Annotated in this window: 14 protein-coding genes; 8 read left to right on the plus strand and 6 right to left on the minus strand. The window is 67.7% G+C overall.

What is annotated here, in order from left to right; translation table 11 throughout:
* Window positions 1-60: 60 nt before the first annotated feature.
* Both PK606_RS05820 and PK606_RS05825 read right to left on the minus strand, forming a co-directional pair.
* On the minus strand, window positions 61-633 hold the full coding sequence (locus PK606_RS05820; protein WP_502920790.1) for a ferritin-like domain-containing protein: 573 nt from the start codon (window positions 631-633) through the stop codon (window positions 61-63).
* Between the two features lie 180 nt (window positions 634-813).
* Window positions 814-1311, minus strand: coding sequence for a hypothetical protein (locus tag PK606_RS05825; RefSeq protein WP_324561655.1), 498 nt, complete (start codon window positions 1309-1311; stop codon window positions 814-816).
* Between the two features lie 257 nt (window positions 1312-1568).
* Between PK606_RS05825 and PK606_RS05830 the strand changes: the two genes are divergently transcribed.
* From PK606_RS05830 to PK606_RS05845, 4 genes are all read left to right on the plus strand, one after another.
* The gene (locus PK606_RS05830) at window positions 1569-1826 is read left to right on the plus strand and encodes a DUF2061 domain-containing protein (protein WP_324561657.1); all 258 of its coding nucleotides are present in this window, start codon (window positions 1569-1571) and stop codon (window positions 1824-1826) included.
* Between the two features lie 81 nt (window positions 1827-1907).
* Entirely contained in the window at window positions 1908-4214 is a 2307-nt protein-coding gene (locus PK606_RS05835) for an NADP-dependent malic enzyme (protein WP_324561658.1), read from the plus strand.
* Between the two features lie 161 nt (window positions 4215-4375).
* Window positions 4376-4783, plus strand: coding sequence for a guanyl-specific ribonuclease (locus PK606_RS05840; RefSeq protein ID WP_324561661.1), 408 nt, complete (start codon window positions 4376-4378; stop codon window positions 4781-4783).
* Between the two features lie 80 nt (window positions 4784-4863).
* Entirely contained in the window at window positions 4864-5289 is a 426-nt protein-coding gene (locus PK606_RS05845) for a barstar family protein (RefSeq protein WP_324561663.1), read from the plus strand.
* 286 nt (window positions 5290-5575) lie between these two features.
* Here PK606_RS05845 and PK606_RS05850 read toward each other — a convergent pair whose 3' ends face one another.
* Window positions 5576-6010 carry a hypothetical protein gene (locus tag PK606_RS05850; protein ID WP_324561665.1) on the minus strand — a complete coding sequence of 145 codons (435 nt, stop codon included), beginning with the start codon at window positions 6008-6010 and terminating at the stop codon, window positions 5576-5578.
* Window positions 6011-6283: 273 nt separating this feature from the next.
* Between PK606_RS05850 and PK606_RS05855 the strand changes: the two genes are divergently transcribed.
* The 3 genes from PK606_RS05855 to PK606_RS05865 are packed head-to-tail and all read left to right on the plus strand — an operon-like array spanning window position 6284 to window position 8777.
* Window positions 6284-7699, plus strand: coding sequence for an FAD-linked oxidase C-terminal domain-containing protein (locus PK606_RS05855; RefSeq protein WP_502920792.1), 1416 nt, complete (start codon window positions 6284-6286; stop codon window positions 7697-7699).
* A gap of 3 nt (window positions 7700-7702) precedes the next feature.
* A complete protein-coding gene (locus tag PK606_RS05860; protein ID WP_324561669.1) occupies window positions 7703-8068 on the plus strand; it encodes a CidA/LrgA family protein in 366 nt (121 codons plus the stop codon).
* The gene (locus tag PK606_RS05865) at window positions 8061-8777 is read left to right on the plus strand and encodes an LrgB family protein (protein WP_324561671.1); all 717 of its coding nucleotides are present in this window, start codon (window positions 8061-8063) and stop codon (window positions 8775-8777) included. The genes PK606_RS05860 and PK606_RS05865 overlap by 8 nt, the downstream gene beginning before the upstream one ends.
* Here the strand turns inward: PK606_RS05865 and cutA are convergent.
* On the minus strand, window positions 8758-9123 hold the full coding sequence (gene cutA, locus PK606_RS05870; RefSeq protein WP_324561673.1) for a divalent-cation tolerance protein CutA: 366 nt from the start codon (window positions 9121-9123) through the stop codon (window positions 8758-8760). The two genes, PK606_RS05865 and cutA, sit on opposite strands and share 20 nt — an antisense overlap.
* Before the next feature lie 5 nt (window positions 9124-9128).
* The gene (locus tag PK606_RS05875) at window positions 9129-10289 is read right to left on the minus strand and encodes an aminotransferase class V-fold PLP-dependent enzyme (RefSeq protein ID WP_324561675.1); all 1161 of its coding nucleotides are present in this window, start codon (window positions 10287-10289) and stop codon (window positions 9129-9131) included.
* Between the two features lie 98 nt (window positions 10290-10387).
* Here PK606_RS05875 and PK606_RS05880 point away from each other — a divergent pair, with 98 nt between their 5' ends.
* Entirely contained in the window at window positions 10388-11071 is a 684-nt protein-coding gene (locus PK606_RS05880) for a MarC family protein (RefSeq protein WP_324561677.1), read from the plus strand.
* A gap of 121 nt (window positions 11072-11192) precedes the next feature.
* Here PK606_RS05880 and PK606_RS05885 read toward each other — a convergent pair whose 3' ends face one another.
* Window positions 11193-11516: a hypothetical protein gene (locus PK606_RS05885; protein ID WP_324561679.1), complete on the minus strand. Its 324-nt coding sequence runs from the start codon at window positions 11514-11516 to the stop codon at window positions 11193-11195.
* Window positions 11517-11640 lie beyond the last annotated feature (124 nt).

Raw genomic sequence — 11640 nt, forward strand, 5'->3', positions numbered from 1 at the left:
CCGCTGCGCGCGATCGGTAAAGAACTGTGAAGCCGGGGCATGGCCTCCTCGGCGCCATGTTCACAGCGCCAGCCAGGTGGCGATCTCCTCCGCATGCTCCTGTTCGTCGTTCAGGATCTGCTCGACCAGGCGGCGCGTGGTCGGGTCCTTGTCCCCGATCAGGTCGACCATCTGGCTGTAGGCCTCGATGGCGACGCGCTCGGCGATCAGGTTGGCGCGCAGCATGTCCTTGAGTTCGCTCGAGGCGTCGTAGTCGGCGTGGCTGCGCTCCAGCAGCGTGGCCGGGTTGAAGTCAGGCTCGCCACCGAGTTGGACGATGCGCGCCGCGATGCTGTCGGCATGCGCCTGCTCTTCCTGCGCGTGCACCAGCAACTCGGCGGCGATCGCCGGCGACGCCAGCCCGTCGGCCATGTAGTGGTGCCGCTTGTAGCGCAGCACGCAGACCAGTTCGGTGGCCAGCGAATCGTTCAGCAACTGGATGATGTCCTGCACCCAGGGGCCGTTGTTGTGCGGCGTGACGGCGCCGTCGTCGAGGCTCGACCTGGCCGCCTTCAGCGCCTTCTTGTCGAGCATCAGACGGCCGGTGTCGGCGGCCGCGCCGCGCTCTTCTGTGCTTGCTTTCCTGTTCGCCATGCGTGGGCTCCTGCGTCGTTTGTTTGCCGGCAGCCCAGCCGCCACTACGGAGCGGCGGGGCTGATGGCATCCGACTCTAGGGGGCCCTGCTGGACCGGGCTGTCGGACAACTGCTCGTCCGGTCCGCCGACGCGGGCGCGCTTGTACGCGACCCTGGCGCTGGCCGCGGCGGCGGCCGGCTCAGCGCGTCATGTTGTTCTTCATGCGTGCCAGCGCAATCATCAGCGCGCCCGCACCCAGCGTCTTCACCAGTTCCGGGTGCTCGGCGTAGAAGTTGCTCATGCGCTCGAACACGCCCGGCTCGTCGGCGTTGCGGGCGGTGGTGACCACGTCCTGCACCTGCTCGGGCGTGATGCGTTCGGCCTTTTCCACCGGCACCAGCGGCGTGTCGTGGCCCTCGTGCCCGGCCAGCGCGCCGCCGGCGACACCGGCCAGCGCGCCCGGGCCGAGCTTCTCGACCAGCGTGTTGAGGATGTCGGCGCGCTCCTGCGGCGAGGCCTTCTCGAACAGGTCGGCGACGATGCGCGACAGCTGCGGCGTCTCCTTGGAGCGCAGCGCCTCCGACACACCGCTGCGCAGGGTGTCGCGCGGGGCTTCGCGGGAGATCTGGTCGATCTGGTGCGGCTCGGGCGTCGAGGCGCTGTTGATGATCTGCTGCAGTACGTCGATCAGGGCCATGTTCGGTTCTCCTTGCGGTTTCAGGTCGGCGGAACTGGACATGCTAGCCGCGCGGGGTGACAGAACCGCGCAGTGCGGCTGAAGAAGCGCTCTTGTCCGACACGAATGCTTCACAGGATCGGGGGCAAGCTGCCTGCGACGAGCCCGATCGACCGCCGTGGCGCGGTCTTGCCGCACGGCTATCGACGCGCTAGAAAGAATCAATTGGATAAGTTAAATGAGAACCATTATCATTTAAGTCAATCAGGAGAAAATGCATGCCCCGCTTTGTCCACAAACACTGGTTCACGCTGAAGAAGACCGCCAGCTACTACGTGATGCACATCACTGTGGCGGCGGCGGTCGCTTATGCCGTCACCGGCGACGCGCTGATGGCCTTGACGCTCAGCCTGCTGGAGCCGACCGTGCAGGCATTCGCCTTCTTCCTGCACGAGCAGCTCTGGTCGCGTGCCGCGCGGGCACAGGCGCGCACCGAGCTGCAGGCACAGGCCGAGCTGGTGGCGCGCAGCGGCTGAGCCAAGGGGCGGCTGTCTACAATCGTTCGACCGTTTCGACAGCCAAGCAACAAGCGCCGCCGCCGCGCCAGGAGACCCATCATGATCAGCCCTCTGCACGTATCCAGCGAGGAACAACGTGCCGAACTGCGCCGCGCCGCACTGCACTACCACGAGCACCCGGTGCCGGGCAAGATCGCGGTCGAGGCCACCAAGCAGCTGGTCAACCAGCACGAGCTGGCGCTGGCCTATTCGCCCGGGGTGGCGGCGCCGTGCGAGGAGATCGTCAAGGATCCGGCGGCCGCCTTCAAGTACACCGCGCGCGGCAACCTGGTGGGCGTGATCACCAACGGCACCGCCGTGCTCGGCCTGGGCGACATCGGCGCGCTGGCCGGGAAGCCGGTGATGGAAGGCAAGGCGGTGCTGTTCAAGAAGTTCTCGGGCATCGACGTGTTCGACATCGAGATCAACGAGAAGGACCCGGACAAGTTGGTCGAGATCATCGCCGCGCTGGAGCCGACCTTCGGCGGCATCAACCTGGAGGACATCAAGGCGCCGGAGTGCTTCATCGTCGAGCGCAAGCTGCGCGAGCGCATGAAGATCCCGGTGTTCCACGACGACCAGCACGGCACCGCGATCGTGGTGGCGGCGGCGGTGGTCAACGGCCTCAAGGTGGTCGGCAAGCAGATCGACCAAGTCAAGCTGGTGGTCTCCGGCGCCGGCGCCGCGGCGCTGGCCTGCACCGGGTTGCTCGTCAAGCTGGGCGTGCCGCGCGAGAACGTCTGGGTGACCGACATCGAGGGCCTGGTCTACCAGGGCCGCACCAAGCTGATGGACGCCGACAAGGCGCAGTACGCGCAGCCGACCGACAAGCGCACGCTGGGCGAGGTGATCGACGGCGCCGACATCTTCCTTGGCCTGTCGGCCGGCGGCGTGCTGAAACCCGACATGGTGACGCGCATGGCGCCGAAACCGCTGATCCTGGCGCTGGCCAATCCCAACCCCGAGATCCTGCCCGAGGACGTCAAGGCGGTGCGCCCCGACGCCCTGATCGCCACCGGCCGCACCGACTACCCGAACCAGGTCAACAACGTCCTGTGCTTTCCCTACATCTTTCGTGGCGCGCTGGACAGCGGCGCCACCAGCATCACCCATGAGATGCAGGTGGCCGCCGTGCACGCCATCGCCGAGCTGGCGCAGGCCGAGCAGAGCGAGGTGGTGGCGCGCGCCTACGTCGGACATTCGCTGTCGTTCGGGTCCGAATACCTGATCCCGAAGCCGTTCGACCCGCGCCTGATGATCAAGATCGCGCCGGCGGTGGCCGAGGCCGCCGCGGCCAGCGGCGTGGCGCAGCGCCCGATCGCCGACATGGACGCCTACCGCGACCAGTTGCAGAGCTTCGTCTACGCCTCCGGCACCATGATGAAGCCGATCATCGATGCTGCCCGCGCCGCCAGGCACAAACGCATCGCCTATTCCGAGGGCGAAGAGGAGCGCGTGCTGCGCGCGGCCCAGATCGTGGTCGACGAGGGCATCGCCCGGCCGACGCTGGTCGGCCGTCCGGCCATCATCGCCCGCCGCATCGAGCAGTTCGGCCTGCGCCTGCGGGAGAACGTCGACTACGACGTCGTCAACGTCGAGAGCGACGAGCGCTACCGGGGCTTCTGGCAGCAGTACTACGAGCTGACCAAGCGCAAGGGCATCACGGTGCCGATCGCCAAGATCGAGATGCGGCGGCGCCTGTCGCTGATCGCCTGCATGCTGCTGCGCGCAGGCGACGTCGACGGCATGATCTGCGGCACCTGGGGCAGCACCCAGCACCACCTGAACTACATCGACCAGGTGATCGGTAAGAAGCCCGGCGCACGCACCTACGCCGCCATGAACGGCCTGCTGTTGCCGGGCCGCCAGGTGTTCCTGGTCGACACCCACATCAACTACGACCCCAGCGCCGAGCAGCTGGCGGACATCACCATCATGGCGGCCGAGGAGATGAAGCGCTTCGGCTTCAAGCCCAAGGCGGCGCTGCTGTCGCACTCCAACTTCGGCTCCTCGAACGAACCCAGCGCGCTCAAGATGCGCGAGACGCTGGCGCTGGTGCAGGCGCAGGCGCCCTGGCTGGAGGTCGACGGCGAGATGCACGGCGACGTGGCGCTCGACGCCGCCCAGCGCCGCGCGCTGATGCCCGACAGCACCCTGATCGGCGATGCCACCTTGCTGGTGATGCCCGGCATCGACGCCGCCAACATCGCCTACAACCTGCTGAAAGTGGCCGCCGGCGGCAACATCGCCATCGGCCCGATCCTGCTGGGCGCGGCCAAGCCAGTGCACATCCTGACGCCCAGCACCACGGTGCGGCGCCTGGTCAACATGACGGCCCTGGCCGTGGCCGACGCCAACGTGCCCTGACGGGCGGTCGGGCGAAACGACGACACCGTGATCAATGTCCTGCTTGACAGCAGGGCGACTGCCTGTTTTTTGTGCAATCGCTTGCTTTTTCGGAGCACTTGCGTCACACTAGCGCCTTGAAATTTTCGGGTTAACCCGGAGGTTTCCGGAAGGTGTATTTCATGTTGCGAACAGCGGCATCGCATGCTGCCCGGTCGCTCTTGGCAGTAGCGTTGCTGGCAACAGCCGCGTCTGGCGTGGGCGTGGCTCATGCACGAGGACTGTCCTGGGGCACCAGCGAAGCCACCGTTGCGGTGACGGATCTGCCCCGGCAGGGTCGGCAAACCTATCAGCTGATCCTGGACGGCGGTCCATTTCCCTACGGCAAGGACGGCTCGGTGTTCGGCAACCGGGAACGCCTGTTGCCGCGTGAGCGGCGCGGCTACTACCGCGAATACACCGTGGAAACCCCCGGTGCGCGTGACCGCGGCGCCCGGCGCATCGTGTGTGGCGGCAAGCGTCCCACGACGCCCGATGCCTGCTGGTACACGAGCGACCACTATGCGAGTTTCAAGAGGATCGTTCAATGAAGGCATTTGAACAGTTTCAACCGGCCGCCTCGATGGCATCGACGCCGGACCAGCCACCGACTACCGAGAAAGCAGCGGAGATGGATCAAGCCCAACGCCCGCCCCAGGAAATACCGCTCAAAGGCGTGCGCACCAACATAGTGCAGTCCATCCGTGCGTTTCACGTGCACGAACTGCAGGAAGCCGCGGCGGAACTGGGCCACCACTTCCTGTACGCGAATCTGGCGCAGGCGCAGAGCAAGCAGGAACTGCTGGAGATGATTGCCCAGCAGTTCACGTTCCCGGCCCATTTCGGCAAGAACTTCGACGCCTTGTACGACTGCATGACCGACCCGCTGCACAAGTCGGGGCCGCAGCCGGGCTTCGTCGTGGTGCTGGAGCAGATCCCCGCCAACGCCAAGTTCGACAAGGAAGCGCGCGAGCAGCTGCTCGACATCTTCCGCGACGCCGCCGACTACTGGAGCGACCGCAAGATACCGTTCAGGTGTTTCTATTCTTTTCTGTAGCCCGTTCTGCACAAGCTGGCCAAGCAGAACGGGCGAACGAGGCCCAGGGCGAGGTTGCCCAGGTGAATGGCGATGCAGGCGAGAAGCTGCCGACCGACAAGCTGGTCGACATCTCGCCACTGGCGCTGCGCATGAGCAGCCCGTTCAACGCGGGGTACTGGCTGAGCGCGGCCTGAGCCGGCTTTCGGCACGTCACCAGGAAGAAAGCCCGCTGACCAGTCAGCGGGCTTTTTTGCGTCTGCCTTTCAGATCGGGCGACGGCCGCAGCGGGCGCCAGGCCGATCGATCAGTTCTCGCCCGCCGCCGGCAGGCGCGACGAGGCGGACTTGACCGTGCTCGTCACCTGATCGACCGCGGCCGCCGGCGCCACGGTCGGCGGTGGCGGGCGCTTCGGCAGTTCGTCCGAACGCATCGCCAGCGCCTGCCGCACGCAATCGCGCTGCGCCTGCTGGCGTGCGGCGCCGGCCTGGCCCGCCTGCCGGCGGCAGTCGCGCTCCACGATGCGCTCACCCTCCAGGCGCCGCGTCAGGCAGCGACGCATCAACTGCTTGCGATCGCCCTGCATGTGGCGGACTTCACGCTGGCACATGCCAAAACGCGTCGGCAAGGCCTCTCCCGGTTGCACCAGCGCGGGTGCCGGTACGGACGTCTGCGCCATGGCGGCGCAGCCCGCCAGGCTCCACAGCACAGCCAGCACGAAACGGTCACCGACAGCAAACAAAGCACGCATTCCTACCGCACGGCAACGGCGCCGATCCGATCGATCCGGCGCACCCACCGACTCCCTGCAATGACAGACATTCGATTTTCGCCAAGCTATCCGGCAACCGCGTGACAGCGTGGGCACCCGGTGCGAATGACCTATAGTGTCCGCACGCCGCCGCGCCACTGAAGCCCCATGTCCACCAGCACCATCGAATCAACGCCTGCCACTGTTTCTCAGCTATCACATCAGGAGCTGCAAGGCACGGTGGTGAAGGCCTTGCAGTCGGTCATGCCGGGCGAGAACCTGCTGTGGACGGCCGAGCAGACGACCCCCTACGAATGCGATGGCCTGACCGCCTACCGGCAGCGGCCGCTGGTGGTGGCGCTGCCGTCCAGTTACGAACAGATTCAGTCGGTGTTGCGAACCTGCCACCGTCTGGGTGTGCCGGTGGTGGCACGCGGCGCCGGCACCGGCCTGTCGGGCGGCGCCATGCCGCACGAGCGCGGCGTCACGCTGTCGCTCGCCCGCTTCAACCGGATCCTCGAGATCGACCCGCTGGCGCGCACCGCGCAGGTGCAGTGCGGCGTGCGCAACCTGGCGATCAGCGAGGCTGCCGCCGTGCACGGGCTGTACTACGCGCCCGATCCGTCGAGCCAGATCGCCTGCACCATCGGCGGCAACGTGGCGGAGAACTCGGGCGGCGTGCACTGCCTGAAGTACGGCCTGACGGTGCACAACGTGCTCAAGGTGAAGGGCTTCACCATCGAGGGCGATCCGGTCGAGTTCGGCAGCGAGGCGCTGGACGCGCCCGGCTACGACCTGCTGGCACTGATCAACGGCAGCGAGGGCATGCTGGCCGTCACCACCGAGGTCACCGTCAGGCTGCTGCCCAGGCCACGCCTTGCGCGCTGCATCATGGCCAGCTTCGCCGACGTGCGGCAGGCCGGCGACGCGGTGGCGGCGGTGATCGCGGCCGGCATCATCCCGGCCGGTCTGGAGATGATGGACAAGCCGATGACGGCGGCGGTGGAGGATTTCGTCCACGCCGGCTACGACCTGGATGCCGCGGCGATCCTGCTGTGCGAGAGCGACGGCACGCCGGAAGAGGTGGAAGAGGAGATCGGCCGCATGTCGGCGGTGCTGAGCGCCGCCGGCGCGACCCAGATCGCCGTCAGCCGCGACGAGGCCGAGCGCCTGAAGTTCTGGAGCGGGCGCAAGAACGCCTTTCCCGCCAGCGGGCGCATCAGCCCCGACTACATGTGCATGGATTCGACCATCCCGCGCAAGCGCCTGGCCGACATCCTGCTGGCGATCCAGGAAATGGAGAAGAAGTACCAGCTGCGCTGCTGCAACGTGTTCCACGCCGGCGATGGCAACCTACACCCGCTGATCCTGTTCGACGCCAACGACCCCGACCAGCTGCGCCGCTGCGAGCTGTTCGGCGCCGAGATCCTGGAAACCAGCGTCGCCATGGGCGGCACTATCACCGGCGAGCACGGCGTCGGCGTCGAGAAGCTCAACTCGATGTGCGCGCAGTTCTCGGCCGAGGAGAACGAGCAGATGTTCGGCCTCAAGCGCGCCTTCGATCCGCAGGGCCTGCTGAACCCCGGCAAGCTGATCCCGACACTGAACCGCTGCGCCGAGTACGGTCGGATGCTGGTGCGCGGCGGGCGGCTGCCGTTCCCCGAGCTCGAACGCTTCTAGGCGATGCAGCATCTCCAGGGCCTGGCCGTCCTGCTGGTCCTGCAATCGATCGGCGAGGTGCTGGCGCGCCTGCTCAAGCTGCCGTTTCCAGGGCCGGTGGTCGGGCTGGTGCTGCTGCTGGCCGCGCTGCGCGTCGACTGGGTGCGCGAGCGGGTCGGCGCGGTGGCACAGTTCCTGCTGACCCATCTGTCGTTGCTGTTCGTGCCGATCGGCGTCGGCGTAATGACGCACCTGAACGTGCTGTCGGAATACGGGCTGCGGCTGGCGGTGGTGGTGGTGCTGTCGACCTGGATCTGCCTGGCCGTGACGGCGCTGGTGCTGCGCGCGCTGATGCGCGGCCTGCCGCAGCGGGACAACGCCGATGGATGAGTTCGTCGAGCTGTGGATCTACCTGTCGTCGACGCCGCTGTTCGGCCTGACGGCGACGCTGGTGGTCTACGTCGGCACGCAGGCGATCTATGACCGGCTGAACCACAACCCGCTGGCCAACCCGGTGCTGTGGTCGATCATCGCCATCGCCGTGTTCCTGCTGGCCACCGGTACGCCGTACCCGGTGTATTTCTCCGGCGCCCAGTTCATCCACTTCCTGCTCGGGCCGGCGGTGGTGGCCATGGCCTGGCCGCTGTGGGAGCGGCGCGCGGCGCTGCGGCGCGGCTGGCTGCGTTTCGTGCTGGCCGCGCTGGCCGGCGGCGGCGCCGCCGCACTGTCGGCCGCCGGCCTGGCCTGGGCGTTCGGGATGCCGGTCGACGTGCTGCTGTCGCTGGTGCCGAAGTCGATCACGGCACCGGTGGCCATGGGCGTGGCCGACAAGATCGGCGGCGTGCCGGCGCTGGCGGCGGTGTTCGCGGTGCTGACCGGACTCGCCGGCGCGCTGTCGGGCAAGAGCCTGTTCGCGCTGCTGCGCATCGGCACCGACGAGATCGGCTGGATGGCGCGCGGCTTCGCGCTCGGCACCGCCGCCCACGGGCTCGGCGCCGCGCGCTCAACCCAGGTCAACGCGACGGCCGGCGCCTACGCGGGGCTGGCGCTCAGCCTGCAGGCGGTGCTGGCGTCGCTGATCATTCCGCTGCTGATCTAGGATTGGCGCTCGACGGCACCACCGCCTCGCATTCCTGCGCCACCCAGGCCGCGAACCCGGGTTCGGCCCCGGCGCACGCGAGGGCCACGATGGCCGGCAGCGTGTACGGGTGCTCGCGCCGCAGCGCCGCCTCAAGCGCGGGATAGGTGGCATCGGTGGTCTTCAACAGCAGGCGCAGTTCGGCCTCCTGCTGCAACTGGCCGTCCCAGCAGTAGACGCTGTCGATGGCCTCGATGTGCACGCAGGCGGCCAGCCGCTGCTCGACCATCGAGCGCGCCAGCCGGTCGGCGTCGGCCCGGTTGCCGACCGTGGTCAGCACCAGCAGCGGCGCCGGCGCGGTCGGCACAGACGTCAGGCGGTGGCGGGCTCTTGCGCCTTGACGCCGAGGCGGTCCAGCGCGGCGGCCAGGTGGCCGACGCTGCGGTCGACGTCGGCCCATTTATCGAGCCCGAACAGACCGACACGGAAGGTGCGGAAATCCGCCGGCTCGTCGCACATCAGCGGCACGCCGCTGGCGGTCTGCAGGCCTTCGTCGATGAACTTCTTGCCGCTCTGGATGCCCGGATCGGTGGTGTAGCTGACCACCACACCCGGCGCCTTGAAGCCCTCGGCGGCGACGCTGGGCAGACCGCGCGATTCGAACAGCTGGCGCACCTTGCGGCCAAGCTCGAGCTGCTGCTCGCGCACCTTGGCAAAACCGCGCGCGCGCGTTTCCTGCATGGTGTCGCGCAGCTTGAGCAGCGCCATGGTCGGCACGGTGGCGTGGTAGGCGTGGCTGCCGGTTTCGTAGGCCTGCATGATCTGATACCACTTCTTCAGGTCGCAGGCGAAGCTGCTGCTGGTCGTGCCTTCCATCACCTGCAGGGCGCGCGCCGACAGGCCAATCATGGCGCAGGCAGGCGATGAACTCCAGCCCTTCTGCGGCGCACTGACCAGCACGTCGACACCGATCGCCTTCATGTCGACCCACATGGCGCCGGAGGCGATGCAGTCGAGCACGAACAGGCCGCCAGCCGCGTGCGTGGCGGTGGCGAGCTGCTGCATGTAGTCGTCGGGCAGCATGATGCCGCTGGCGGTCTCGACATGCGGCACGAACACCACCGCCGGCCGCTCGCGCGCGATTGCTGCCGTCACCTCGTCGATCGGCGCCGGTGCCCAGGGCGCCTGCGGACCGTCGCCGGTGCGGCGCGCCTTCAGCACGCTGATGTTCCCGGGCGCGGTGATCCTGCCCATCTCCAGGATCTGGCTCCAGCGGTAGCTGAAGAAGCCATTGCGCAGGATCAGCACCTTCTGGTCATTGGCGAACTGGCGCGCCACCGACTCCATGCCGAAGGTGCCGCTGCCCGGCACCAGCGCGGTGGCATCGGCGTTGTAGACCTCCTTGAGCATGGCCGAGATGTCCTTGATCACGCCCTGGAAGCGCTTGGACATGTGGTTGAGCGCGCGGTCGGTGTAGACGACCGAGAATTCGAGCAGGCCGTCGGGATCGATGTGGGGCAGCAGTCCGGGCATGGAAATCTCCTGAAAACAAGGCCGCCGCAGCGTTCCTTGCGAAGCGCCGCGTGCGAATGCAAATCAGCTTAGCACGCGCCTGAGTACATTTGCAGTCCATGGACATTGCACCCCTCGCCGCCTCGTTCGGCAAAGCCTTCCTGTTCGTGCTGGCGGCGGTGCTGCCGATCCTCAATCCGCCCGCGTCGGCGCCGGTGTTCGTCGACCTGACGCGCGGCCTGGACCGTGGCTCGCGCGCCGGACTGGCGCGGCGCATCGGGCTGAACGTGGTCCTGATGCTGGCCGGTGCCATGCTGGTCGGCTCCTACGTGCTGGACTTCTTCGGCGTCTCGCTGCCGATCGTGCGCGTCAGCGGCGGCCTGATCGTCGCCACCACCGCCTGGGGCCTGCTGCACGCCCAGCATCTGACGAGCGAGAACAAGGCCCGGATGGCTCAGTCGCTCACCGCCGACAACGTGCGCATCCAGGGCTTCTACCCGATGACCTTCCCGCTCACCTGCGGGCCGGGCTCGATTGCCGCCGCCATCACGGTGGGCGCCAGCCTGCACGAGGGCAGCAATCTGCCGGTTTCGCTGGCGAGCTTCTCGGGCGGCCTGGCCGCCACCGCGCTGACCGGACTGCTGGTGACGCTGACCTACCGCTACGCCGGACGCCTGCTGCGCCCGCTGGGCGAGGTCGGGCTGGTGGTGTTCCTGCGCCTGTCGGCCTTCATCCTGCTGTGCGTGGGCGTGCAGATCATGTGGACCGGCGTCACCGAACTGGTGCGCGGGCTGGCAGCCTGAGGCCTGGTCGGGTCGACGCCACGCACCCGACGAAAAAGCCGCGGCCATTGGGCGCGCGGCTTGCCTGAACGGCGGATGCGGGCCGGTCGGCGGCATGCCGGCCGGCACCGCACCGCCTGCCTTACTGTTTCGGCGTCACCGGCTGGGCGCTAACACGATCGGAGGCGGCGTCGACTGGAGCAGGCTGGTTCGACGCGCCAGGGGGCAACGCCGGCTGGAGATCGGTCGGCAGGCGCTCATCCTTGGCAGCCGGCGTTGCCGCCGCTGCCTTGGCGCCGTCGCGGGCAGCGGGGACACCGGCGCCGGACGGCGCCTTTTGCGCCGGACCGGCGCTGACCGCCGGTGGTGGACTGGCGATTGCTTGCGCCGCGGCCGGCAGGTTCCAGGCCAGGGCCGTGGTCATCAGCACGGCCATGGGGACGGTGCGCAGAATGCGTTGACTCATGTGTGAATACCTTTCGGTGGTTGAACACGAGCCGCAGTCTGCCGCTGGATCCACGTTACATGCCGGCCGGAGATGTTGGTGTCGTAACGGTGTGAACGCACACTCACATTACAAATTGAGGGGC

The sequence above is a fragment of the Ottowia sp. genome (assembly GCF_035444425.1).
GTDB lineage: Bacteria > Pseudomonadota > Gammaproteobacteria > Burkholderiales > Burkholderiaceae_C > Ottowia.